This is a genomic window from Streptomyces sp. NPDC001536 (genome assembly GCF_042894505.1).
In the GTDB taxonomy this organism is placed as follows: domain Bacteria; phylum Actinomycetota; class Actinomycetes; order Streptomycetales; family Streptomycetaceae; genus Streptomyces.
This window is the reverse complement of the sequence record NZ_JBIAVQ010000007.1, coordinates 345,527-372,306: the sequence shown is the minus strand read 5'-3', so window position 1 is coordinate 372,306 and position 26,780 is coordinate 345,527. Positions and strand designations below refer to the sequence as shown.

Below are 26,780 nucleotides of genomic sequence, written 5' to 3'. Positions count from 1 at the left end.
CCGGACCACCGCGGTGGTCCGGCACCCTGATCACTGGGCCGCGTTCACCGGGCCGCCCTGAACGACCGCAGCCGCAGCGAGTTCCCCACCACGAACACCGACGAGAACGCCATCGCGGCTCCGGCCAGCATCGGGTTCAGCAGCCCCGCCGCGGCCAGCGGCAGCGCGGCCACGTTGTAGGCGAAGGCCCAGAACAGGTTGGAGCGGATCGTGCCCAGGGTCCGGCGGGCGAGCCGGATGGCGTCCGCCGCCGCGCGCAGGTCGCCGCGGACCAGGGTCAGGTCACCGGCCTCGATCGCCGCGTCCGTGCCCGTGCCCATGGCCAGCCCCAGGTCCGCCTGGGCGAGCGCGGCCGCGTCGTTGACGCCGTCGCCGACCATCGCGACCGAACGGCCCTCGCCCTGAAGCCGCTTGACGACGTCGACCTTGTCCTGCGGCAGCACCTCGGCGATCACGTCCTCGGGCGCGATGCCGACCTCGCGGGCGACGGCCCGGGCCACCGCCTCGTTGTCACCGGTCAGCAGGATCGGGGTCAGACCGAGCGCCCGCAGCCGCGTGATCGCCTCGGCGCTGGTCTCCTTCACCGCGTCGGCCACTTCGAGGACCGCCCGCGCCTCGCCGTCCCAGGCGACCGCGATCGCCGTACGGCCGGCCGCCTCGGCCGCCGCCTTCGACCGGGCGAGCGCCACCGGCAGTTCCATCGCCCACTCGGCCAGCAGCCGCTCCCGGCCGACGAGTACCGCGTGGCCCTCGACGATGCCCTGCACACCGAGCCCCGGCACGTTCGCGAAGTCCTCCGGCGTGGGCAGCGCGCCCAGCTTCTCCAGCGCCCCGTCGGCCACCGCCCGGGCGATCGGGTGCTCGGAGGCGTGCTCCAACGCGCCCGCCAGCCGCAGGACTTCGGCCTCGTCCGTACCGTCCGCGGTGTGCACGGCCAGCAGGGTCATCCGGCCCGTGGTGACCGTGCCCGTCTTGTCGAGGACGATGGTGTCGACCTTGCGCGTGGACTCCAGGACCTCCGGGCCCTTGATGAGGATCCCGAGCTGCGCGCCGCGTCCCGTGCCCACCAGCAGCGCGGTCGGTGTGGCCAGCCCCAGGGCGCACGGGCAGGCGATGATCAGCACGGCGACCGCGGCGGTGAAGGCGGCCGTCAGACCGGCTCCGTTGCCGAGCCAGAAGCCGAGGGTGCCCAGGGCGAGGGCGATCACGATCGGCACGAACACGGCGGAGATCCGGTCCGCCAGCCGCTGGGCCGCGGCCTTGCCGTTCTGCGCGTCCTCCACCAGCTTCGCCATCCGGGCCAACTGGGTGTCCGAGCCGACCCGGGTGGCCTCGACGACGAGCCGTCCGCCGGCGTTGACCGTGGCGCCGGTGACCGCGTCACCCTGAGCGACCTCCACCGGCACGGACTCGCCGGTCAGCATCGACGCGTCCACCGCCGACGAGCCCTCGACGACCGTCCCGTCGGTCGCGATCTTCTCGCCCGGGCGGACGACGAAGCGGGTCCCGACCGTCAACTCGCCCACCGGAACGGTCTGTTCACCGCCGTCGGCCCGCAGCACGGTGACGTCCTTCGCGCCCAGCTCCAGCAGCGCCCGCAGCGCCGCGCCCGCCTTCCGCTTGGACCGCGCCTCGAAGTACCGTCCCGCCAGGATGAAGGCGGTGACACCCGCGGCGGCCTCCAGATAGATGTTCCCGGCGCCGTCACCGCGGGCGATCGTCAGCTCGAAGGGGTGCGTCATGCCCGGCGTCCCCGCGGTCCCGAGGAACAGCGCCCACAGCGACCAGCCGAACGCGGCCAGCGTGCCGACCGAGATCAGCGTGTCCATCGTCGCCGCGCCGTGCCGCGCGTTGGTGAACGCCGCCTTGTGGAAGGGCCATCCGGCGTACGTCACCACGGGCGCGGCGAGGGTCAGCGAGAGCCACTGCCAGTACTCGAACTGCAGGGCCGGGATCATGGCCATCGCGACGACGGGCACGGCGAGGAGCACCGCGGTGACCAACCGCTCGCGCAGTGACCGCAGTTCGTGGTCCACCGGCTCGCTCGCCGGTTCCTCCGGCACGGGTTCCTGCGCGGTGTACCCGGTCTTCTCGACGGTCGCGATCAGGTCCTCCACGGTGACCTCGCCGTCGTAGCTGACCTTCGCCTTCTCGGTGGCGTAGTTGACGGTCGCGGTCACCCCGGCCATGCGGTTCAGCTTCTTCTCGATGCGCGCGGCGCACGAGGCACAGGTCATGCCGCCGATGACGAGCTCTACCTCGGCGGGGGCTCCGGTCGCGGTGGTGGTCATCGCTGCTCCTTGCGGGATACGGGGCAGGGGTATCTGCGCCACGTAGTCCTGTATACCCATGGGGGGTATCAAAGGCAAGTGGTTCGAAGGGGTTGACTTCATACCCCCTAGGGGTATCGTCAGCTGCATCGAGGCCCCGTGTCCGAACCGGAGGCCGTGTTCTCCAGGAGCTGGCCATGCATGCAGGAATCAAGATCTCCGCGTTCGCCGCGGCGCTGGCCGCGACGTTCGGCACCGCGTACGGCGTGGGCAAGGGCATCGACCCGGTCGTCACGGAGAGTGCTCACGCGCGCCATGAAAGTCACGAAGAGTCGCCGGACGCGGGTGGTGGCGGAGGTGAGAGCCACGCACCCGGAGGACTCCAGATCTCCGAAGGCGGCTACACCCTCGACCTGAAGACCCCGAGCGTCACCGCCGGCCGCCGAACCGAGCTGCGGTTCGCCGTACGCGACGCGAGCGGCCGCGCCCTCACCACGTACCGGCGCGAGCACGAGAAGGAACTCCACCTCATCGTCGCCTCACGCGACCTGGTCACCTACCGCCATCTGCACCCCACCCGCGCCGCCGACGGCACCTGGAGCATCCCCGTCGAGCTTCCCCGCGCGGGCGGCTACCGCGTCTTCGCCGACTTCACCCCGGCGAAGAAGGGCGCCGAGAACCTCACCCTCGGCGCGGACCTGGCGGCCTCGGGCGCCTATGCGCCCCAGCGGCTTCCGGCGCCGAGCACGACAGCCGAGACGGACGGCTACGAGGTCGAGCTGACCGGAGGCCTGCGCCCGGGCAGCGCGAGCGAGGTCGAGCTCAAGGTCTCCCGCGAGGGCAGGCCCGTCACCGACCTCCAGCCCTATCTCGGCGCCTACGGCCATCTCGTCGCCCTGCGCTCCGGCGACCTCGCCTACCTCCATGTCCACCCCAACGGCGAACCGGGCGACGGGAAGACCGCGTCCGGCCCGGGCATCTCCTTCACGGCCACGGCGCCCAGCGAAGGCTCGTACCGTCTGTTCCTGGACTTCAAGCACGAGGGACAGGTGCACACGGCGGCGTTCACGGTCAGGGCCGGAGCGCAGGCCGAGTCACCGGACCGGTCACCGGCCGAGCATGCCGACGAAGGCGCCCACGGCCACTGACGCGGATGACTCAGATCCGGCCCAACCGCCGCTGCCTGCGCAGCAGCAGCCCCAGATACAGCCCGCCGACCACCGCCGTCACCACCCCCACCGGCAGCTGGGCCGTCTCGTGGATCCGCTGGGACGCGAAGTCCGCGGCGACCACGAGGAGGGCGCCGGTGCAGGTGGCGGCCAGAAGGTTGGGACCCGGCGCCCGGGTGAGGCGCCGGGCCAGCTGCGGTGCGATGAGGGCCACGAACGGGATCGGGCCGGCCGCGGCGGTCGCCACCGCGCAGGCCGCCGTGCCCAGGACGAGGATCACCAGCCGGGTGCGCTGGACGGGCACCCCGAGGCCGCCCGCCACGTCGTCGCCCATCTCCAGGATCTTCAGCCGGCTCGCGGCGAGCGCGACCAGCGGCAGCACGACGAGCAGTCCGAGGGCGGCCGGCTTGACGTCCTGCCAACCCCGCCCGTTGAGGCTGCCGTTGAGCCACACCATCGCCTGCGCGGCCTGCGTGAAGCGGGCCTTGGCCAGCAGATAGGCGTTGACGCCCTGGAGCAGGGCACTGACCCCGATGCCGACCAGCACGAGGCGGTAGCCGTGGATGCCGTGCCGCCAGGCCAGGACGTACACCAGGACCGCGGTCGCCAGTCCGCCGCCCACCGCGCCGGCCGCGATCTGGCCGCCGGTGCCGCCGGCGAGCAGGACGACCAGCAGCCCGCCGGTGGCCGAGCCGTAGGTGAAGCCGACGATGTCCGGGCTGCCCAGCGGATTGCGGGTCAGGCTCTGGAACAGCGCCCCGCTCAGCCCGAGCGCGGCACCGACGAGGACGCCGGTGAGCAGCCGGGGGAGTCGCAGCTCGTTGACGATGAAGTTCGTCCGCCGGCTGCCGTTGCCGAGGAGGGTGCGCACCACGTCCGCCGGGGAGATCGTGTACTCGCCGGTGCCGAGTGCGAGGACACCGACGCCCGCGGTGGCGGCCAGCACCAGCGCGCAGACCGTCACCACCCGGACGTCCACGCGCAGGGAGAACCGGTGGGACCGGCTGCGGACGACATGGCGGCGCGTGGGGACCGCCTGGGTGGTCATGTGCCCACCACCCGGCGGTGGCGCACGAGCGCGATGAACACCGGCGCGCCGATCACCGCGGTGACCACGCCCGCGTCGAGCTCGTCGGGGCGGACCACGACGCGGCCCAGCACATCGGCGAAGAGCAGCAGGGCCGGTGCGATCAGCATCGACAGCGGCAGCGTCCAGCGCTGGTCCGCCCCGGCGATCATGCGCGCGATGTGCGGCACGGCGAGCCCGACGAAGACCAGCGGCCCGACGGCGGAGGTCGCCGCCCCGCACAGCAGCGTCACCGCGAGCAGCCCGGCGAACCGGGTCCGGTCCACATGGGCGCCCAGGGCGCGGGCGCCGTCGTCGCCGAGGGCGAGCGCGTTGAGCGGCCGGACGAGGCCGAGTGCGAGCAGCAGGCCCACGCCGACGAACGGCGCGATGGTCGTGAGGGTCTCGCCGTCGGCCCGGGCCAGCGAACCCACGCTCCAGAACCGCAGCTGGTCCAGGGCCTGGGCGTCGAGCAGCATCAGGGTCTGGCCGATGCCGGTGAACACGGCGGCGATCACCGCACCCCCGAGTGCCAGCCGCTCGGGGGTGGCACCGGCGCGCCCGCCCGAGGCCAGCGCGTACACCAGCAGCCCCGCCAGCACCGCCCCCGCCATCGCGAACCACACCGAGGCCCACAGACTGGTCAGCCCCAGCACCGTGATGGACACGACCACCCCGGCGGCGGCTCCCGCGTTGATGCCGAGCAGCCCGGGGTCGGCCAGCGGATTGCGGGTCAGCGCCTGGATGAGCGCCCCCGCGACACCGAGCGCGGCGCCGGCGGCGATGCCGGCCAGGGTGCGGGGCACCCGTACGTCCCAGATCACCGAGCTCGCGATGGATCCGTCGTCGCGGAGCAGCGCGTCGACGACCGTGGACAGCGGCAGCGAGCGCGAGCCGACCGCCAGGCTGAGCAGGACGGCCGCGAGCAGCAGGAGCAGGGCGCCGAACACCGCGAGGGTGCGGGTGGAGTTCCGGCGCCGTGGGGACTTCCGTACAAGTGCCGCCGTGGCGGACTCAGTTGCCAACGCTTCCCTCCGCGCGCAGCTGCTCGGCGATGGTGCGGCCGAGCGCCTTCTTGTCGATCTTTCCCACGGAGGTACGGGGGAACGCGTCGGTCAGTTCGACGCGGTCGGGCAACTTGTAGGCCGCGACGCCGCGTTCGGTGAGGAAGGCGGCCAACTCCCGCTGGGTGGGGGCCTGTCCGCGGGGCACGAGATAGGCGCAGGTGCGTTCGCCCATCGTCTCGTCGGGCATGCCGACCACGGCGGCGTCGTGCACGCCCGGGTGGGCGAGGATGTGGTTCTCCAGCTCCTCGGCGGAGATCTTGTCGCCGCCCCGGTTGATCTGGTCCTTGGCCCGGCCCTCGACGACCAGATGGCCGGAGGGCAGGACCCGGACGAGGTCGCCGGTGCGGTAGAAGCCGTCGTCGGTGAAGGACCGGGCGTTGTGCTCGGCGGCCCGGTAGTAGCCGCGCAGCGTGTACGGCCCGCGGGTGAGCAGCTCCCCGGTCTCGCCCGGCGCCACGTCGTGCCCGTCCTCGTCGACCACCCTGATCTCGTCGGCCGGTGACAGCGGCCGTCCCTGTGTGCCGATCACCAGCTCGGCGGGATCGTCCAGGCGGGTGTAGTTGAGCAGCCCCTCGGCCATGCCGAAGACCTGCTGGAGCGTGCAGCCGAGCGCGGGCTCGACCCGGGCCGCCGGCTCGGCGCCCAGCTTGGAGCCGCCGACCTGGAGCAGCGCGAGCGAGGACAGATCGGCGTCCTCCCACTCCACCGCGTCCAGCCACAGCAGGGCGATGGGCGGGACCACGGCCGTGACGGTGACCTTCTCCCGCTCGATCAGCGCGAACGCGTCGTCGGGGCTGGGCGTGGGGGAGAGCACCACGGTGCCGCCGGCCATGAGGGTGCCGAGCAGTCCGGGGCAGGCCAGCGCGAAGTTGTGCGCGGTGGGCAGCACCACCAGATAGACGGTGGACTCGTCGAGGCCGCAGACCTGGGCGCTCGCCCGGACGTTGTACGTGTAGTCGTCGTGGGTGCGCGGGATGAGCTTCGGCTTGCCGGTCGTGCCGCCGGACAGCAGCAGGACCGCCACGTCGGCGGGGTCCGGCTCGGGCAGGGGTACCGGCTCGGCGTCCACGTCGGCGAGCGCGGTGAACTCGGCGGGGTCTCCGGCCACCAGGACGTGTTCGACGCTGGGCACCGACTTGCGCACGGCCCGGGCGAGCGGGCGGTGGTCGAAGCCGTCGAGAGTGTCGGGGATCGCCAGCGCGATCGCGCCCGCCGTCTCGGCGACATGGACGAGCTCGCTCTCCCGGTGCGCGGGGAGCGTCAGCACCGGTACGGCACCGGCCCGCAGCAGCCCGAAGAACAGCACCACGAAGGCGTCCGTGTTGGGGAGTTGGACGACGACCCGGTCACCGGTCCCGATACCGGCGCCGCGCAGCCCCGCCGCCGTGCGGTCGGCGCGCAGATCGAGCTCCGCGTACGTCCAGCGGTTCCCCTCGGCGTCCACGAGCGCGATCCGCTCCGGCGCCTGCCGGGCCTGGTCCCGCAGCAGCCGGTCCAGTGGCCGGCCCGCCCAGTACCCCTCGCTGCGATACCGCGCCGCCAGCGGCTCCGGCCAGCGCACCCAACCGTCGAGCATGCTCAACTCCCGCCTGCCTGTTTAGGAAAGGCTTGCCTAATGCGCGATCAGGGTCAAGCCTGGACGAGGGATCGGGAGGGGCGCACGCGTGGAAGTGGGGCGCTCTGGACGCGCCTCCGATGCGGAGTCTAGGGTTTGACTTGATTAGGTTAGGTTAACCTAAGTCAACGGAGGTGGCTCGTTGCTGCGTTACCGTAGCGCGGAGACCGAACTGCCGGGAGATCCCGTTCTGTTGGCCGCGAGACTGGCCGAGTCGGGGTTGTTCGACCAGTACGTCGTGTACGAGCGGGAGGGCGACTGCTGGTTCGCCGGAGGAGTGCTCGGCGAGATCGTGGTCGACCGGTCCGAGATCCGCGCCAGATGGCTGACCGACGAGACGGTGACCCCGATCGGAGCGCATCCGCTCCGACAGGTACAGGAACAGTTAGCGGCCATGGACGTGGCCGGATGGCACGCCTACGGCTGGATGGCCTTCGAGTTCTCCCACCTTCACACCGACCGCCCGGACCGCGCCGGCGACGACCGACTGCTCCATCTCGTCGTCCCGCACAGCGAGGTGAGGCTGCGTCAGGACGGCGCCCTGGTGCGCAGCACCGACCAGGAGACCCTCGACTCCCTGGTGGCGCTGCTGTCCGGACCCACCGTCCCCCGCACCGCCGAACCCCGGCCCATCGAGGTCTCCGGCACCGGCAGCGGATACCCGGAGATGGTGACGGAGGCACTGGAGGAGATCCGCACCACCGAACTCCAGAAGGTCATCCTCTCCAGAACGCTCACGATCCCCTTCCCGGTCGACTTCGTCGCCACCTACGTCCACGGCCGCACCCACAACACCCCCGCGCGTTCCTATCTGTTGAACCTGGGCGGCCGACGTGTCGTCGGGTTCAGCCCCGAGACCGTCGCCGAGGTCCACGCGGACGGCCAGGTCGTCACCCAGCCCCTCGCCGGCACCCGGGCGCGCGGCCTCGGCGAGCGGGAGGACGAGCGGCTGCGCGCCGAACTCCTCGCCGACCCCAAGGAGATCTCCGAGCACGTGCTCTCCGTCAAGCTGGCCGAGGAGGAGATGGCCACCGTGTGCCGGCCCGGCTCGGTCCTGGTGCGCGACCTGCTGAGCGTGCGCCAGCGCGGCAGCGTCCAGCACCTCGGGTCCAGCGTGCACGGCGAGCTGGCCGAGGACGCGAGCGCCTGGGACGTGCTGCGGGCGGTCTTCCCCGCGGTCACCGCCTCCGGGATCCCCAAGGGTCCGGCGTACGACTGCATCACCCGTCTGGAGCGGGAGCGCCGCGGGATCTACAGTGGCGCGGTGCTGATGGCGGGAAGCGACGGGGACCTGGACGCGGCCCTGGTGCTGCGCAGCCTCTTCGAGGAGGACGGCCGCACCTGGCTGCGGGCCGGCGCCGGAATTCTCTCCGGGTCCACTCCTGAACGGGAGTTGGAGGAGACCTGCGAGAAACTGCGCAGCGTCGCCCCCTACGTCGTCCCCGCGCAACCGGCGCGGGTCGTCGCGCCGTCCCTCCAGGGTTAGGAAACCCGGTGCGTCTCGGAGAAGTCGTCGTCGACGTCACGCCCCTGCGAGCCGGCAGGGACTTCCGGCTGGTGTTCGCCACCCAGGCGATCTCCATGCTCGGCACCCACCTCACCTCGGTGGCGGCGAGCCTGCAGATCTACCACCTGACCGGATCCTCGGTCCAAGTCGGGCTGATGAGCCTGGTGTTGGGACTGTCCCTGCTGGTCGGGCTGGTCGCGGGCGGGGTGCTCGCCGACCGGGTCGACCGGCGCCGGGTCGTGCTCGTCACCCGGGCGATCACCGCGGTGGTGATCGCGGGCCTCGCGGTCAACGCGGCGATGCCCGACCCGCAGGTGTGGTTCGTCTTCGTCGCCGCCGTCCTCGCGGGCGGCACCAGCGGCCTCGGCGGCCCGGCCATGATGGCCGCCACCCCGACCCTGGTCGCCCCCGGCCAGCTCGCGGCGGCGGGCGCGCTGACCACGCTCACCGCCCAGCTCGGCGGCATGGCGGGCCCGTCACTGGCCGGCGTCATCGCGGCAGGCCCGGGCGTCGCGTGGTGCTTCGGCATCGACGCGGCCGTCTACGTCGTAGGCCTGCTGCTCCTCGCTCCGCTGCCGCCGCTGCCGCCCGAGGGATCGGAGGAGGCGCAGCATCCGCTGAAGGCCATGGCGGAGGGCTGGCGCTTCCTGCGCGGCAACCGGGTCGTCACCGGACTGCTGCTCATCGACGTGTGCGCGGTGGTCTTCGCGATGCCGTACGCGCTCTTCCCGGAGATGGGCACCGAGCACTTCGGCGGCGGTGACACCACCGTCGGACTGCTCTACACCGCCCCCGCGGTCGGCTCCTTCTTCGGCGCGCTGACCAGCGGCTGGACCGGGCGTGTGCACCACACCGGACGGGCGCTGATCGGCGCGGTGGCGGTGTGGGGCGTGGGGATCGCCTGCTTCGGTCTGAGCTCGAACCTGTGGCTGGGGCTGACCTTCCTGGCCCTGGCGGGGCTCGGTGACACCGCCTCCGAGATCCTGCGCCGGGCCCTGCTCCAGCACTACACCCCGGACCGCCTTCAGGGCCGCGTCGGCAGCCTGTGGCTCGCGCAGGCCACCGCCGGTCCCTCCGTCGGCAACCTGGAGGCGGGCCTGGTGGCACGGGCGCTCGGGTCCTCGGGCGGTGCCGCGGCGCTCGGCGGGGTCATCTGCCTCGCCGGTGTGGCGACGCTGGCCCTGGCCGTGCCGGACCTGCGCAAGGCGACCCTGCACGGACCGTCGGCGGCGGAGGAGGAGAGGGACAAGGGGGAGAAGGCAGCCGCGGAGGCCGTCCCGAGACCGACCGACAGGCCGTCGTAGGACCACCACAGCCGCAGGAACCGCAGGAGCCGCTGGGAGAGCCATGCCGAGTGCGCAGATCAACGGAGTCCGGCTGCACTACGAGGACAGCGGCCACGGCGAACCGGTCGTCCTGGTGATGGGCCAGGGCGCCACGGGCCGTGGCTGGCACCTCCACCAGGTACCCGCGCTCGTGGCCGCCGGTCACCGGGTCGTCACCTTCGACAACCGGGGCATCCCGCCGAGCGACGAGTGCCCCGGAGGCTTCACGATCGACGACCTGGTCGCCGACACGGCGGGGCTGATCGAACACCTCGGCTTCGCCCCGTGCCGGCTCGTCGGTGTCTCCATGGGCGCGTACGTCGTCCAGGAGTTGATGCTCGCCAGGCCCGAACTCGTGCGCCAGGGCGTCCTGATGGCCACCCGCGGCCGCACCGACGCCCGGCGCACCGCCATGGCCCGGGCCGAACGCGCCCTGTACGACAGCGGAGTCGTCCTGCCCCCGGCCTACGCGGCCTGGGTGCGGGCGCTCCAGAACCTCTCGCCGGCCACCCTCGACGACGAACTCCGGGCCGCGGACTGGCTGGGGATCTTCGAGTTCGCCCCACCGGTCCACGGCCCGGGCGCCCGGGCCCAGTTGGACCTCCAGGTCCCCGACGGACGGCTCGCCGCCTATCGGGCGATCACCGTCCCCTGCCTGGTCGTCGGGTTCGCCGACGACCTGATCCTGCCGCCGCGGCTGGGCCGCGAGGTCGCGGACGCCGTCCCCGGAGCCGTCTACCACGAGATCAAGGACTGCGGCCACTACGGCTATCTGGAGCGGCCGGACGAAGTGAACCGTGTGCTTCTCGACTTCTTCCGCACCTGACGATGTTGATTTAGGTTAGCCTCACCTAAGTATCTACTCTGGGGGTCATGGTGCGACGCACCCTGCTCAACGGAAAGATCCATCGAGCCACCGTCACCCAGGCCGATCTGCACTACGTCGGCTCCCTGACGATCGATCAGAACCTGTTGGACGCCTCCGACATCGTCGAGGGCGAAGCGGTACAGGTCGTCGACATCGACAACGGCGCCCGCATCACCACCTACGCCATCGCGGGCGAACGCGGCAGCGGGGTCATCGGGGTCAACGGCGCCGCCGCCCACCTGATCCACCCCGGCCACCTCGTCATCATCATGTCCTTCGCCGAGCTCGACGAGTCCGAACGGGCCGCCCATCAGCCCCGGGTCGTCCACGTCGACCGGGCCAACCGCATCGTCGCGCTGGGCACCGACCCTGCCGAGCCCGTGCCCGGGGCGAGTGACCAGTACGCCGGATCCGCGCAGGAGAGGAACTGAGCCATGGCCAACCCCTTCGACGACGACAACGGCGTCTTCCGCGTCCTGGTCAACGACGAGGGCCAGTACTCCCTCTGGCCGGACTTCGCCCCCGTCCCCGCCGGCTGGGAGAGCGTGCACGGCCCCGACACCCGGGCCGCCTGCCTGGAGCACATCGAGCGGCACTGGACGGACATGCGCCCGCGCAGCCTGGCCGAGGCCATGCGCGCGGCCGGGTCCTGATGGCGGCCCGCCCGGGCGTCGAGGACGTCCTCCCGCTGTCGCCCATGCAGGAGGGCATGGTCTTCCACGCGCTGTACGACACACACGCCCGGGACGTCTACACCGGCCAGATGGTCATCCGCCTCGAAGGACCCCTGGACCAGGGCCGGTTGCGCACCGCCGCCGAGGCCCTGGTCGCCCGGCACGCCAACCTCCGCGCCGCGTTCCGCACCCAGCGCTCCGGCCGCCCGGTCCAGGTCGTCCGGAGCGCGGTCACCGTCCCGTGGCACGTCGACGACCTGTCCGCCCTGCCGCCCGGGGAGCGTGAGTCGGCCCTCGACCGACTGCTGGAGCGGGACCTGGACGAACCCTTCGACCTGGCCCGCCCGCCCCTGCTCCGGTTCCGCCTGGCCGTCCTCGGCGACCAGGACCACCGCCTGGTCCTCTCCTCCCACCACCTGCTCTGGGACGGCTGGTCCGCCCCCGTGCTCGTGAGGGAGCTCTTCCAGCTCTACACCTCGGCCGGCGACCCCACGGCCCTGCCCCGCGTACGGCCCTACCGCGACTACCTGGCCTGGCTGTCCCGGCAGGACCGCGAGGCCGCGCAGGAGGCATGGCGGGCCGCCCTCCAAGGACTTGACGAACCGTCACTCGTCGCACCGGGCGAACACCCCGTCGAGCAGCCCGAACGGCTCGTCCTGGAGCTCTCCGAGCAGGACACGGAGGCGCTCGCCACCACCGCCCGCACCCACGGACTGACGGTCAGCACCGCCCTCCAGGGCCTGTGGGCGATCCTCCTGGGCAGACTGACCGGCCGCACCGACGTCGTCCTCGGCGCCACCGTCTCCGGCCGCGACGCCGACGTACCCGGCATCGAGTCCATGGTCGGCCTCTTCATCAACACCCTCCCGGTGCGCGTGCGGTTACGACCGGAGGAACCTCTCTCGGACCTCCTCCTCCGTCTCCAGTCCGAGCAGTCCGCCCTCCTGGACCACCGCCACCTCGGCCTCGCCGACATCCAGCGCGCCGCCGGCCACCCGGTGCTCTTCGACACCTTGCTGGTCTTCGAGAACTACCCGATCGACGACGACGGCATCGCCCGCGCCCTCGACGGCCCTCGCATGACGGACGTGTCCGTCCGGGACGCGACCCACTACCCGCTGACCCTCACGGCCCTGCCCGGCACCCGGCTGACGCTGACCTTCAGCCATCAGCCGTCCGCCCTGGATCGCGGCACGGTAGAGGACATCGCGGACCAACTCCGGGAACTGATCACGGCGTTCATCAAGGACCCTGGTTCTCCCGTCGCCCGCCTCGGCCCGCCGCCTCCCGTCGAGAGCCCGGTCGAGCACACCGCCACCACCGTGCGCGCCCTCTTCGCGGAACAGGCCGCCCGCACCCCCGAAGCCCCCGCCGTCCTGCACGGCGACACCGTCATCACCTTCGCCGAACTCGACGCCCGAGCCGACCGGTTGGCCGCCGCCCTCGCCGTCCGCGGCGCGGGGCCCGAGTCCGTGGTGGCCGTCGCCCTGCCGCGCGGCCCCGACCTGGTGACCGCCCTCCTCGCCGTGCTCAAAGCCGGCGCGGCCTGTATGCCGGTCGACCTGGGATACCCGCCCGACCGCATCGCCCTGATGCTCCAAGACGCCGAGCCCCACCTGGTCATCGCCCACAGTCAACTCCCGGGTGTCAGCGAGGAGTTGCTCTGCCCGCCGGACGCCGAGGCCGCCGTGCGAGCACACCCGCCCCTGTCGCCCGACCACCCCGCGTACGTCATCTTCACCTCGGGCTCCACCGGCCGCCCCAAGGGCGTGGTCGGCACCCAACGTGCCCTCGCCAACCGCCTCGCCTGGGGCCGGGAGTTGACGGACGACGGCATCCGCGTCTCCAAGAGCCCGATCAGCTTCATCGACGGCCTCACCGAACTGCTCGGCGCGCTGGTCGCGGGCGACCCCGTGGCACTCGCCGACGACGAGGCAACCGGCGACCCCACCGCACTCGCCGCACTGGCCGACCGCCACCGGGCCACCCTCCTGACCGCCGTCCCCAGCCTCTACACCACCCTGGTGGAATCCGCCCCGCCCGGCGCCTTCGCCTCCGTGCGCACCTGGGTGTCCAGCGGCGAACCCCTCACCGGCGAACTCGCCCGGACCATCACCGAACGCTGGCCGCGGGCCCGGCTGGTGAACCTCTACGGCTGCTCCGAGGCGGCCGGCGACAGCCTGATCCACGTCCACGACGGCGGTGACGGGCCGGTCCCGCTCGGACAGCCCATCGCCCACACCCGCGTCCACGTCCTGGACCCGTTCCTGCGCCCCTCGCCGACTGGGGCCACCGGCGAGCTGTACCTCGCCGGGGACGGACTGGCCCGCGGCTATCTGAACCAACCCGGCCGCACCGCCGAGCGATTCGTCGCCAACCCCTTCGGCCCGCCCGGCAGTCGCCTCTACCGCACCGGCGACCTGGCCAGAGTGAGGGCAGACGGCACGGTGGAGTTCCTCGGCCGGGCCGACAACCAGGTCAAGATCAGGGGCTTCCGGGTGGAGCCGGGAGAGATCGAGGCGGCGGCCCGCGCCCTGCCGGGAGTGAGCCGTGCCGCGGTGGTGGCCCGACAGGACGGTCCGGCACCGCTCAGGCTGGTCGCGTACGTGGTACCGGAACCCGGCGCCACCCCCGACCCCGTCGCCCTCCGACGAGCCCTCACCGAACGCCTCCCCGGTCATCTCGTCCCGTCCGCCGTGGTCGTCCTGGACGCCCTGCCGCTCACCCCCAGCGGCAAACTCGACCGCCGCGCCCTGCCCGCCCCCGACTTCGCCGACGCGAGCACCTACGAACCGCCGCGCACCGAACCGGAGAAGGTGCTGTGCGGACTGTTCGCCGAGGTGCTCGGGCTCGAACGGGCCGGTGTGCACGACGACTTCTTCGAACTCGGCGGCGACAGCATCGTCTCCGTACGACTCGCCGACCGGTCCCGCAGAGCCGGGCTCCCGCTCTCCCCACGGGACGTGTTCACCCACCGCACCCCGGCCGGCCTGGCGGCGGCACTGCCCGAATCCGGCGCCGGGTCCGAGGAGTTCACCGCGACCACCGCACCGCTGGTGTCGCTCAGCCAGTCGCAGCTCGACAACGTCAAGGCGAGGTGGAGAACCCGATGAGCGACGACGGTTCCCTGGTCGAGGACGTCCTGCCGCTGTCCCCGCTGCAACAGGGCCTGCTCTTCCACTCCCTGTTCGACGAGGGCGCCCAGGACATCTACACCATGCGGTCCCTGGTGGAGATCGAGGGACCGCTGCGTCCCGACCTGCTGCGCACGGCCGCCGAGGAACTCTTCGCCCGCCACGCCAACCTGCGCAGCGCCTTCCTCCACGAGGACCTGGACGACCCCGTCCAGGTGGTCCTCAAGCAGGTCACCGTCGACTGGACCGAGGCCGACGCGGCCCAGGAAGCCGCGCTGGTCGCCGGCGCCACGGCCCGCTTCGACCTGACCGACCCCCCACTGCTCCGGCTCACCCTCGTCGACCGGGGCGACAACCGCTGGCTGCTCATCCTCACCAACCACCATCTGCTCCTCGACGGCTGGTCCGTGCCCCTTCTCGTACGCGAGCTGCTCCAGCTGTACGCCGCCCAGCTCGCCCCCGACCGGGCCGCGCCCCTGCCGGCCGTACGCCCCTACCGGGACTTCCTCGCCTGGCTGGCGTCACGTGACCGGGAGACCTCGGGTCAGGCCTGGCGACAGGCGCTCGCCGGGGCCACCCCGACGCTCCTGGCGCCCACGGCCCCCGGACCGGTCCCGGTGCAGCCCGAGCTGCACACCCTTCAACTACCCGCGTCAGTAAAAGAGGTGGCGCGCTCGCACGGGGTCACGGTCAACACCGTCATTCAGGGTCTGTGGGCGCTGCTCCTCGCGCGGCTGACCGGCCGGGAGGACGTGGTCTTCGGCGCGACCGTGGCCGGGCGGCCCGCCGAACTCGCCGGTGCGGACGCCATGATCGGGCTGTTCATCAACACCGTGCCGGTGCGGGTGACCGTCCCGCCGGGCGAGCACGCCGGTGCCTTTCTGCGGCGACTCCAGGACGAACAGGCCTGGCTGATGGACCATCAGCATCTGGGCCTCACCGTGATCCAGCGGCTGGCCGGGTCCGGCGACCTCTTCGACACCCTGCTCGTCTTCGAGAACTACCCCATCGACCGAGGCGCGGTCGCGGAGGCCGAGGCGCTCGCCGGACTGCGGATCCTCGATGTGAAGGGCTCCGGCGCCACCCACTATCCGCTGACGCTGGCCGTCCTCGACGAACACCACCTCGAAGTGATCTTCGAGTTCCGTCCCGACGCGTACGACCGGGCCACGGTCGAGACCCTGGCAGGACGGTTCGAACGGCTCGTCCACGCGGTCGTGGCGACGCCCGACACCCCGCTGGCGGCTCTGGACGTCCTCGTGCCCGAGGAGCGGGCCGCGCTGCTCGCGGGGGGTGTGGGGGAGCGGCCGCCGTCCGCGCAGACCACCATGCCCGCGGTGTTCGAGCGGCAGGCGGCCCTGACTCCGGACGCGATCGCGGTCGTGGGAGCCGGCCGGCGGCTGACCTTCGCCGAGCTGAACACACGGGCCAACCGACTGGCCCGGCTGCTGGTGGAGTGGGGCGCAGGTCCCGAGCGGATCGTGGCGTTCGCGCTGCCGCCGACCCCGGACACCATGGTCGCGATCCTCGCGATCCAGAAGGCGGGCGCCGCCTATCTGCCGCTGGACCCGGCCTGGCCGCGGGAGCGGATCGCCGGGATGCTCGCCGACGCGCGGCCCGTGGCGCTGCTGGCCACGGCGGAGACGGCCACGGCGGAGACGGCCCTCGACTCGGCGGTCCTGCTGGACGATCCGGCCACCCGGCGGCGGCTGGCGGAGACGGACGGCTCGGACCTCACCGACGAGGACCGCCCGGCGCCCCTGCTCCCCGAGCATCCCGCCTACGTCATCTACACCTCCGGCTCCACCGGGCGCCCCAAGGCCGTCGTGGTGCCGCAGCGGGCCATCGCCAACCTCTTCGCCGCCCACCACGCCGCCCTGCACACACCGGCCTCCGAGGCGGTCGGCGGGCGGCCGCTGCGGGTGGGGCACGCCTGGCCGACCGCGTTCGACGCCTCGTGGCAGCCGATGCTGTGGATGTTCGCCGGGCACGAACTCCACTTCGTGCCCGAGGAGGTGCGCCGCGACCAGGACGCCCTGCGCGGCTTCCTCACCGAGCACGGCATCGAGTTCATCGAGCTGTCACCGTCCCTGCTGGGCGAACTGGTCGCCCAAGGCGGGGACTGGCAGGGACAGTTGAAGGTCCTGGGCGTGGGCGGCGAGGCCGTGCCGCCGGACCTGTGGCGGATCCTGCGGGAGACGGACGGGCTGGCCGCGCACAACCTGTACGGACCCACCGAGTGCACGGTCGACTCCGCCGACTGCGACCTCGCGCTGAGCGAGCGGCCTGCCATCGGCCGACCGGTCGCGGGCGGCACGCTGTACATCCTGGACGGACACCTCAGCCCCGTACCCGTCGGCGTCGACGGCGAGCTGTACGTCGCGGGCGCCGGGCTCGCCCGCGGCTACCTCGGACAGGCGGGCGCCACCGCGAGCCGCTTCGTCGCCGACCCCTTCGACGACCGGCCCGGTGCCCGCATGTACCGCACCGGGGACATCGCCCGCTGGACCGAGGACGGCCTGGTGGAGTGCCTCGGCCGGATCGACGACCAGGTCAAGATCAGGGGCTATCGCATCGAGCCCGGCGAGATCGAGGCGGTCCTGCTGGAGCACGAGCGCGTCGAGCGCGCCGCGGTCGTCGTACGGGAGGACACTCCCGGGGTGCGGCGCCTGGTCGCCTACGTGGTGACGAAGGCCGAGGTCACGCAGGACGTGCTGCGCCGGCACGCGGCCGCCGCCCTGCCCGACTACATGGTGCCCTCCGCCTTCGTCCCGGTCGACGGCTTCCCGCTCACCCTCAACGGCAAGCTGGACACCGCCGCCCTGCCCGCCCCGTCCCGCTCCGCCGGACCGGCCGCCGAGCCACCGCGGAACGCGGCCGAACAGCGCCTCGCCACCCTGTTCGCCGGTGTCCTCGGCCTGGACTCGATCGGGGTGCACGACAGCTTCTTCGCGCTCGGCGGCGACAGCATCGTGTCGATGCGGCTCGTCAGCCAGGCACGCGCCGCCGGGCTGGCCATCTCGCCCCGGGACATCTTCGAGGCGCCCACCGTCGCCGAACTCGCCGAGCGCACCGGCACCGCGGCCGAGCCCGGGGAGAGCGACCCCGAGGCAGGCACCGGCGACATCCCGCTCACCCCGATGCTGACCTGGCTCACCGAGCAGGGCGGCCCGTTCCGCCGGGTCAGCCAGGCACGCTTCCTGCGGACGCCCGTGGGAACGGACCTCGACCGCCTGCACCGGACCGTCCAGGCCGTCCTGGACCGGCACGACCTGCTGCGCGCCACGTTCACACAGACCGACGCCGGAGCGTGGCGGCTGCACACGGCACCGGCGGGTGCGGTCCGTGCGGAGGAGTGCGTACGACGACGGGAGTACGCCGAACAGCCGGACGTGCCCGGCGCCTTCGACGAGCTGGTGGCCGAACTCGACCCGGCGACCGGGGCGGTGGCACGGTTCCTGTGGTTCGACGCCGGGCCCGATCGTGAGGGACGGCTGCTCGTCGTCCTGCATCACCTGGTGACGGACGGGGCTTCGTGGGGCGTGCTCGTGGCCGACCTCGCGGCGGCCTGGGAGGGCAGGGAACTCTCGCCCCGCGGCACCTCCTTCAGGGGATGGGCGACGGCGCTGCACGAGGAGGCCCTGCGGCGCACGGACGAACTCGCCCTGTGGAAGACCGTCCTGGACCGACCCGAACCACCCCTGGGCGCCGCCCCGTTGGACCCCGCCCTGGACACCCGCGCCACGATCCGCCGCCACTGGACGGACCATCCCGCGCCGACGACCGCCGTGCAGGACGTCCTGCTGGCGGCCCTCGCCCACGCGGTCCCCGCCTGGCGCCGGGAAGCCGCCCGCCCCACGGAGGACGACAGCGTGCTGATCGCCCTGGAGGGCCACGGCCGCGAGGAACAACTCCTGCCCGGCGCGGACCTGTCCAGCACCCTCGGCTGGTTCACCACCGTCTACCCCGTACGGCTGGAACCCGGCCGACGACCGTCCGCACTGCCCGACAAGGGCATCGGATACGGGCTGCTCCGCCACCTCAACCCGGCGACCGCCACGGAACTGGCCGAACTGCCGCAGCCGCAGATCCATTTCAGCTACCTCGGCCGCATGACCCTGGGCGAGCGGCAGGACAGCGCCCTGTTCACCGGCGCCCCCGAGACCGGAGCCATCGGCAGCGCGGCCGACCCCTCGCTGCCGACTCCCTACCCCCTGGCCGTGGACGCGGTGATCACGGACGGGGTCCTCACGATGTGCTGGCTGTGGCCCGAACGGCTCTTCACCGAGGCGGAGATCGGCCGACTGGCCGAGCTGTGGGGCACCTCCCTCGACCTGCTCCTGAAGGGCGGACACCAGTGACCGAGACCGACCTGGCGGCCCGCAAGCGCGAACTGCTGCGCCGCCGCCTGGAGAACGCGGGCCTCGCCGACACGGCCGACCGTTCCGAGCGGATCCCGCGCCGGCCCGCGGACGCGGGGCGCCTGCCGCTGTCGTACGCCCAGTCCCGGATGTGGCTGCTCCAGCAGCTCGACCCGGCGAGCCCCGCCTACAACGTCTGCCTCGCCATCCGTCTGCGCGGCCCGCTGGACCCGGCCCGGCTGCACACCGCCCTCCAGGGACTGGTCACCCGGCACGAGATCCTGCGCACCCGCTACCCGGTGGGCGAGGACGGCACCCCGGAACAGGTCGTCGACGCGGTCGCGGAGGTCCGGTTCAGCACCGCCGAACTGCCGCTGGAGGGCGCCGCCGAACTGGCCCGCACCGAGTCGGCGACCCCGTTCGACCTGGCCGCCGACCACCCCCTGAGGGCGGTACTGATCCGGCATGCGGAACACGACCACACCCTTGTCCTGACGGTCCATCACATCGCCTGGGACGGAGGAACGTTCAACGCCCTCTCCCGCGATCTGAGCACTCTCTACCAGGCCCCGGACGCCGTCGAACCGCTGCCCGCCCAGTATGCCGACTACGCCGTCTGGCAACGCGACACCTGGACCGACGAACGGCTCGACGAGCACCTCCGGCACTGGCGCACGGCCCTGACCCCACCACCCCGGCCGCTCGCCCTGCCCGTCGACGCGTCCCGCACCGCCCACCCCACCGCACAGGGCGACCGCCGCTTCCACACCTTCGCTCCGGAAGTCACCGAGCACCTCACGGAGTTCGCCAAGAAGTCGGGCGCCACGCCCTTCATGGTGCTGCTCGCGGGCCTGGCCACCCTGCTGCACCGCACCACCGGCGCCACCGACATCCCCATCGGCTCGGCCGTCATGAACCGCGACCTGCCGGGCCTGGAGAAGCTGATCGGCAACTTCGGCAACACCCTGGCCCTGCGCGCCGACCTCGACGGCGACCCCGACTTCGCCGAACTCGTCGAGCGAGTACGCCGGTTGTGCACCGAGGGCTACGCCCACCAGGACATGCCCTTCGACCGGCTCGTGGAGCGGCTGCGCCCCGAACGGCACCCGGGGCGTGCCGTGTACTTCGACGTCATGCTGCTCTTCCTCACCCAGGGACTGGAGGGGCCACGGCTTCCCGGAGTGACGGCCACCTGGGAGACGGTCCACAACGACACCACCCAGTTCGACCTCTCCCTGGAGGCCTTCCTCACCGAGGGGCGGCTGCGGATCGAAGCCACCTACCGCAGGGGCCTGTTCACGCCGGAGACCGTCGACCGGCTCCTGCGCCAACTGGAGACGCTCCTCGCGACGGCCCTGCACGATCCCGAACTCGCGGTGTCCCGGCTCCCGTTGATGTCCGCCCCGGAGGAGCGCCGGGTCCTGGAGGGCTGGAACTCCACGGCCCACCCCGTACCCGACACGACCCTCACGGATCTCCTCGCCGAGCCAGCGGCACGCACCCCGGACGCTCCCGCGCTCATCGCCGACGACACGCTCGACTACGCCGCCCTGCACGCCCGCGCCAACCGCCTCGCCCGCCTGCTGATCTCCCGCGGAGTCGGCCCCGAACGCCTCGTGGGCGTCGCCCTGGACCGCGGACCCGACCTGGTGGTGGCGCTGCTCGCGGTGCTCAAGGCAGGCGGCGCCTACCTCCCGCTGGACACCGGATACCCGGCGGAGCGGCTGGCGTACATGGTCGAGGACTCCAGGCCGACGCTGGTCCTGGCGGGCACCGAGGTCGGCCACGGGGCACCCGTCCTGGTGCCGGCCGAGGCGGAGTACGCCCACCTGGACCCGACCGAAGTCACCGACGCCGACCGCCTCCGGCCCCTGCGCCCCGAGCACCCGGCCTACGTCATCTACACCTCCGGCTCCACCGGCCGCCCCAAGGGAGCCGTCGTACCGCACGCCGGGATCGTCAACCGGCTGCTGTGGATGCAGTCGACGTACGAACTCGGCCCCGAGGAACGTGTGTTGCAGAAGACGCCGGCCAGCTTCGACGTCTCCGTCTGGGAGTTCTTCTGGCCGCTGATCACCGGCGCGGGCCTGGTGCTCGCCCGCCCCGGCGGCCACCGCGACCCCGGCTACCTGGCCGAGCTGATCCGCGAACAGCGGGTGACCACGGCCCACTTCGTCCCCTCCATGCTGCGGGTCTTCCTCGACGACCCCGCCGCCGTCGATGTGCGCGGCGTGCTGCGCCGGGTGGTGTGCAGCGGCGAGGCACTGCCCACCGAACTCGCCGAGCGCTTCACCCGCCTGCTCGACGGCACGGAGTTGCACAATCTCTACGGCCCCACCGAGGCCGCGGTCGACGTCACCGCCTGGTCGTGCGCCGACGGCAGCCGGTCCGCCGCCGGTTCCGTACCGATCGGCCGACCGGTGTGGAACACCCGCACCCTCGTCCTGGACCCGACCCTGCGCCCGGTACCGCCGGGCGTCCCCGGCGAGCTCTACCTGGGCGGAACGCAACTGGCCCGCGGCTATCTGGGCCGCCCCGCCCTCACCGCGGGCCGGTTCGTCGCCGACCCCTACGGTCCGCCGGGCGCCCGCCTCTACCGCACCGGCGACCTCGTGCGCTGGACCGCACAGGGCACGCTCGAATTCCTGGGCCGCTCCGACGACCAGGTGAAGATCCGCGGCTTCCGGGTCGAGCCGGGCGAGACGGAGGCGGCCGTGGCCGCGCTGCCCGGGGTGTCACAGGCGGCCGTGACGGTACGCGGAGCGGACGAGCCGCGGCTGGTGGCGTACGCCGTCCCGCAGCCCGGCGCCCACCTCGAACCGCTCCGGATCAGGCAGGACCTCAGGACCACCCTGCCGGACCACCTCCTGCCCACGGCGGTTGTGATCCTCGACGAACTGCCCCTCACCCCCAACGGAAAACTGGACCGCGCCGCCCTGCCCGCCCCCGACCTCACGCACCTCACCACGGCCACCGCACCCCGCACCGACGCCGAGACGGCCCTCAGCCGGCTCTTCGCCGAGCTGCTCGGACTGCCCGCCGTCGGCATCCACGACGTGTTCTTCGCCCTCGGCGGCCACTCCCTGCTCGCCACCCGGATGATCGCCCGGGTCCGGGCCGAGCTGGGCATCGCGCTCCCGCTGCGCGCCGTCTTCGACACCCCGACCGTGGCCGCGCTCGCCCCGCTGCTGGAGTCCCCGGCCGAACAGCGCCCGGCACTGCGGCCCGCGCGGCGGCCGGACTCCGTCCCGCTGTCCTCGGCCCAGGCCAGGCTGTGGTTCCTGCACCGGCTGGAAGGACCGAGCCCCACCTACAACATCCACACCGCCGTACGCCTCACCGGACCGCTCGACCCGGGCGCGCTCCGGCAGGCGCTCCAGGACGTCGTGGGCCGGCATGAGGCACTGCGCACGGTGTTCCCGGACGAGGACGGTGTGCCCCGGCAGGAGGTCGTGGCGGACGCCGTCGTCCCCTTCGACGTGGTGCCCACCGAGCCGGACGCCCTCGACGCGCTGCTGAGCGAAGCCGCGGCGCACTCCTTCGCGCTGGACGCCGAGATCCCCGTACGCGCCACGCTGTACGCCCTCGCCCCCGACCAGCACGTCCTGTTCCTCCTGGTCCACCACATCGCCACGGACGGCTGGTCCGCGGACCCCCTCCTGGCGGACCTGGAGACGGCCTACGCGGCGCGGCTGCGAGGCGGGCCGCCCGAGTGGCCGCCGCTGCCCGTGCAGTACGCGGACTACACGCTCTGGCAGCGGGAACTGCCCGACATCGAGGGGCAACTGGGCTACTGGAGCGGCCACTTGGCCGGTCTCCCCGAGGAACTCCAGCTCCCCGTGGACCGACCGCGTCCCGCCGTCCACTCCTACGCCGCCGGAGCGGCGGACTTCACCGTCGACGCCGACACCCACCGCGCCCTCCGCGACCTCGCCACGGAGGCCGGCGGCACCGTCTTCATGGCCCTCCAGGCCGCCCTCGCCGTCCTGCTCAGCCGCCTCGGCGCAGGCAACGACATCCCCCTCGGCACGCCGGTCGCCGGGCGTGGCGACGCCGCCCTCGACGACCTCGTCGGCCTCTTCGTCAACACCCTGGTGCTGCGCACCGACGTCTCCGGCGACCCGACGTACCGCACCCTCCTCGCCCGCGTCCGCGAGGCCGACGTCGACGCCTACGCCCACCAGGACCTGTCGTTCGAGCGGCTCGTGGACGCGCTCGCCCCGACCCGTTCGATGGGCCGCCACCCGCTCTTCCAGGTGATGCTCGCCCACCAGCAAGCCCCGTACCAGGAACGGGACTTCGCCGGGCTCACGCTCTACGAGCTGCGCGTCGACCACTACACCGCCAAGACCGATCTGGCCTTCCACCTCTTCGAGCGACCCGACGGCGGCGGGCTCACCGGCTCCCTCGTCTTCAGCCGGGACCTGTATGACGCCGGGACCGCACAGGACATGGTCGAGCGGTACGTCCGGCTGCTCGCCGAACTCGTCGCGGAGCCGGACCGTCCCGTGGCCGCCGCCGACATCCTCACCCCACGCGAGCGGTCGCAGTTGCTGGGGGAGTGGAACGACACCGCGCACCCCATGCCGTCCACCACCCTCACCGCACTGGTCGAGGAACAGGCGGCACGGACCCCGAAACTGACGGCCGTGGAGTACGGCATCCCCGGCGGCACGGCACTGACCTACGGCGAGCTCAACGCCCGCGCCAACACCCTGGCCCGGCAGCTGACTTCACTCGGAGTGGGGCCTGAGCACCGTGTCGGCATCCACCTCGAACGCTCCGTCGAGATGGTCGTGGGCCTGCTCGCCGTCCTCAAGGCGGGCGGGGCGTTCGTCCCGCTCGAGCCGTCCTGGCCCGCCCGGCGTATCGCCGAGGTGTGCGAGAACGCCGGGCTGACCGCGGTGCTCGGAACGGCCGTCCCCGGCGGCCCGCCCGCCCTCGCCGTCGACCTGCGGGACCCGGTGACGGACACCGACAACCCCCGCGTCCCCGTGGACCCCGAGGGCCTCGCCTACGTCATCTACACCTCCGGCTCGACCGGCGTCCCCAAGGGCGCGATGATCCGGCACCGGGCCATCGCGCACCGGCTGCTGTGGCAGCGCGGCCTGCTGGGCTTCGGGACGGACGACGCGGCCCTGTTCAAGGCCCCGCTCGGCTTCGACATCTCCATCAACGAGATCTTCCTGCCGCTGGTGAACGGCGGCCGCGTGGTGATCGCCGAGCCCGGCGGTGAACGGGACGTCGACTATCTGCTGGACACCGTCGAGCGCCACCGGGTGACCTTCACCTACCTGGTCTCCTCGATGCTCGACCTGCTCCTCGAACTCGACGGCTTCGCCCGGCGGGCGCGGTCGCTGAGGCACGTGTGGTGCGGCGGCGAGGTGCTCACCCCCGAGCTGTTCGCCCGCTTCCGGACCGCCAGCGGGGCGGTCATGTACCACGGGTACGGCCCCGCCGAGGCCACCATCGGCGTCAGCCACGTCGTCTACCGCACCGGCGCCATCCGCAGCGCCGTCTCCATCGGCCGCCCCAACGGCAACACCCGCCTCTACGTCCTCGACGACCGCCTCCAGCCCACCCCGGTCGGCGTGCCCGGAGAGCTGTACGCGGGCGGCGTCTACCTCGGCCGAGGCTATGTCAACGACCCCCGCCGCACCGCCGACCACTGGATCGCCGACCCCTTCGGCCCACCCGGCGAACGCCTCTACCGCACCGGCGACCTCGTGCGCTGGCAGCGCGACGGCACCCTGGAGTTCCTCGGCCGCGCCGACAACCAGGTCAAGATCCGTGGTATGCGCGTGGAGCTGGAGGAGATCGAGGCGATCCTCGAACAGCACCCGGGCGTGCGGCGCGGAGTGGTGGTGATCCGCGAGGACACCCCGGGCGTCAAGCGCCTGGCCGGGTACTGCCTGGCCGCGGGCGACCTCACGGACCTGTCCGGTTGGCTCCACGAACGCCTCCCCGAGCACATGGTCCCGGCCACCCTCACCGTCCTGGACGCCTTCCCGCTGCTGCCCTCCGGCAAGGTCGACCGCGCCTCGCTGCCCGTGCCCGAGACCACGAGCAGCGCCGCCGCGGCCCGGGAGCCCGCCGACGAACGCGAGCGGCGGCTGTGCGAGCTGTTCGCGTCCCTCCTTGGCCTGCAACAGGTCGGCGCCGACGACAACTTCTTCGCGCTCGGCGGCGACAGCATCGTCTCCATCCGTCTGGTCACCCTGGCCCGCAAGGCCGGCCTCGCCATCAGCCCCCGCCAGGTCTTCCAGACCCCCACCCCGGCGGGCCTGGCAGCGGCGGCCGCCGCCGAACGTGTCGAGACGGGCCTCGTCGACGAGCCGGTCGGCGAGGTGGAGCTGACGCCGATCATGCGGTGGACGGAGGGGTCCTACGACGGTCTCGCCCAGGCCGTGCTGCTGGTGACGCCGCCGGATCTCACGTACGAGACCCTGAGCGCCGTACTGCAAAGGGTGCTGGACCGCCACGACATACTGCGCGCCCGGCTCGCCACCCGGTTGGTGGTGCCCCCCGAGGGCACCCTGCGGGCGGCGGACCTGCTCAGCCAGGTGCGGGGCGCGGAGGTCCACGAGCAGCTGGCGGCCGCCGTGGCCCGACTCGACCCGGCGTCCGGGCGCATGCTCCAGGCCGTCTGGTTCGCCGACTCCGCGCGCCTGCTCCTCGTAGCGCATCACCTGGTTGTGGACGGGGTGTCCTGGCGGATCATCACCTCCGATCTGGCGGAGGCCTGGCAGTCCGGCGAGGCCCTCCCGCGCACCGGGACGTCCTTCCGGACCTGGAGCAGGCTGCTGGGCGAGGAGGCCGGCAAGAGGGTAGGTGAACTCCCGTGGTGGACCGCGGTGTTGGAGAGCGGGCGGCCGCTCGTCGAGCGCGCCCCCGACCCCGGGGACACGCTGCGGGAGCGGACCTTCGTGCTGCCGCCCGGGATCACCGGCCCGCTGCTGACCTCCGTGCCCTCCGCCTACCACGCCGCCGTGCCGGACGTCCTGCTGACCGCCCTCGCGGTGGCGGCCGCCACCTGGCGGGAGGAGCGCGGCGACCCGACGGGACGCCCGCTGCTCGTCGGCATCGAGGGCCACGGCCGCGAGGAGGGCATCGCCGAGGGCGTGGACCTGTCGGCCACGGTCGGCTGGTTCACCACCTTCCACCCGGTCGGCATCGACCCCGGCCCCCTGGACCTCGGTGAGGCGCTCGACGGCGGCCCCGCGGCCGGCACGGCACTCAAGCGCGTCAAGGAGCAGCTGCGTGCCGTACCGGACGGCGGTCTGGGCTACGGCCTGCTGCGCCACCTCAACCCCGACACCTCGGCCGGCCTGGAGAAGCTCCCGCAGCCGCAGATCGCCTTCAACTACCTCGGCCGGTTCACCGCGTCGGCCTCCGCCGACGACCCCTGGGACCTGGCGCCCGAAGCCCCGATGCTGCCCCTCGCGGGACCCACCCGCTTCGGGCTGGAGATCAACGCCGTCGCCGTCGAGGCAGACGACGGCCTGCGCCTGCACATCTCGGCCGCCTGGCCCGACTCGTTCCTGACCACGGCCGAGGCGACCGACCTGCTCGCCCTGTGGGAACGGGCCCTGCACGGACTCGTACGCCATGTCGGGCAATCTCCGGCGGGCGGCCTGACGCCGTCCGACCTCCCGCTGGTGGAGCTGACCCAAGAGGACATCGACGACTTCGAGAACGACGACTTCTGAACCAGCGGAGGAACC

At 72.8% G+C, this 26,780-nt stretch carries 13 protein-coding genes; 9 read left to right on the top strand and 4 right to left on the bottom strand.

The genetic code is table 11. From position 1 onward, the window contains the following. Positions 1-44 precede the first annotated feature (44 nt). Positions 45-2,291, bottom strand: a complete 2,247-nt coding sequence (locus tag ACFY0U_RS21585) for a heavy metal translocating P-type ATPase (protein WP_388638102.1) — start codon at positions 2,289-2,291, stop codon at positions 45-47. 176 nt (positions 2,292-2,467) lie between these two features. On the opposite strand from ACFY0U_RS21585, the gene ACFY0U_RS21580 reads away from it, so the two are divergent. After that, positions 2,468-3,418: a hypothetical protein gene (locus ACFY0U_RS21580; protein ID WP_388638100.1), complete on the top strand. Its 951-nt coding sequence runs from the start codon at positions 2,468-2,470 to the stop codon at positions 3,416-3,418. A 10-nt stretch (positions 3,419-3,428) separates the two neighbouring features. On the opposite strand, the gene ACFY0U_RS21575 is transcribed toward ACFY0U_RS21580, so the two are convergent. Genes ACFY0U_RS21575 through ACFY0U_RS21565 form a run of 3 tightly spaced genes read right to left on the bottom strand, consistent with a single transcriptional unit; the run spans position 3,429 to position 7,148 of the window. Then, complete coding sequence (locus ACFY0U_RS21575; protein WP_388638098.1) at positions 3,429-4,487, bottom strand: FecCD family ABC transporter permease; 1,059 nt, start codon at positions 4,485-4,487, stop codon at positions 3,429-3,431. Next, the gene (locus tag ACFY0U_RS21570; protein WP_388638096.1) at positions 4,484-5,530 is read right to left on the bottom strand and encodes a FecCD family ABC transporter permease; all 1,047 of its coding nucleotides are present in this window, start codon (positions 5,528-5,530) and stop codon (positions 4,484-4,486) included. Before ACFY0U_RS21570 ends, ACFY0U_RS21575 begins: the two co-directional genes overlap by 4 nt. Then, a complete protein-coding gene (locus ACFY0U_RS21565; protein WP_388638094.1) occupies positions 5,520-7,148 on the bottom strand; it encodes a (2,3-dihydroxybenzoyl)adenylate synthase in 1,629 nt (542 codons plus the stop codon). Before ACFY0U_RS21565 ends, ACFY0U_RS21570 begins: the two co-directional genes overlap by 11 nt. A 181-nt stretch (positions 7,149-7,329) precedes the next feature. Here ACFY0U_RS21565 and ACFY0U_RS21560 point away from each other — a divergent pair, with 181 nt between their 5' ends. From ACFY0U_RS21560 to ACFY0U_RS21525, 8 genes are read left to right on the top strand one after another with little or no spacing between them, the layout of a single operon-like run. Beyond that, on the top strand, positions 7,330-8,673 hold the full coding sequence (locus ACFY0U_RS21560) for a salicylate synthase (protein ID WP_388638092.1): 1,344 nt from the start codon (positions 7,330-7,332) through the stop codon (positions 8,671-8,673). Between the two features lie 8 nt (positions 8,674-8,681). Then, on the top strand, positions 8,682-9,998 hold the full coding sequence (gene entS / locus ACFY0U_RS21555; protein WP_388638089.1) for an enterobactin transporter EntS: 1,317 nt from the start codon (positions 8,682-8,684) through the stop codon (positions 9,996-9,998). Between the two features lie 43 nt (positions 9,999-10,041). Then, positions 10,042-10,845 (top strand): alpha/beta fold hydrolase, encoded by an 804-nt coding sequence (locus ACFY0U_RS21550; protein ID WP_388638085.1) that lies wholly within the window; start codon positions 10,042-10,044, stop codon positions 10,843-10,845. A 47-nt stretch (positions 10,846-10,892) separates the two neighbouring features. Further along, positions 10,893-11,318, top strand: a complete 426-nt coding sequence (gene panD / locus ACFY0U_RS21545; protein WP_388638082.1) for an aspartate 1-decarboxylase — start codon at positions 10,893-10,895, stop codon at positions 11,316-11,318. Positions 11,319-11,321: 3 nt separating this feature from the next. After that, positions 11,322-11,540 (top strand): MbtH family protein, encoded by a 219-nt coding sequence (locus tag ACFY0U_RS21540; protein ID WP_388638079.1) that lies wholly within the window; start codon positions 11,322-11,324, stop codon positions 11,538-11,540. Beyond that, positions 11,540-14,674 (top strand): amino acid adenylation domain-containing protein, encoded by a 3,135-nt coding sequence (locus tag ACFY0U_RS21535; RefSeq protein ID WP_388638076.1) that lies wholly within the window; start codon positions 11,540-11,542, stop codon positions 14,672-14,674. Before ACFY0U_RS21540 ends, ACFY0U_RS21535 begins: the two co-directional genes overlap by 1 nt. Then, complete coding sequence (locus ACFY0U_RS21530; RefSeq protein ID WP_388638073.1) at positions 14,671-19,056, top strand: amino acid adenylation domain-containing protein; 4,386 nt, start codon at positions 14,671-14,673, stop codon at positions 19,054-19,056. The genes ACFY0U_RS21535 and ACFY0U_RS21530 overlap by 4 nt, the downstream gene beginning before the upstream one ends. Beyond that, a complete protein-coding gene (locus ACFY0U_RS21525) occupies positions 19,053-26,765 on the top strand; it encodes an amino acid adenylation domain-containing protein (RefSeq protein WP_388638070.1) in 7,713 nt (2,570 codons plus the stop codon). The genes ACFY0U_RS21530 and ACFY0U_RS21525 overlap by 4 nt, the downstream gene beginning before the upstream one ends. Positions 26,766-26,780: the final 15 nt, after the last annotated feature.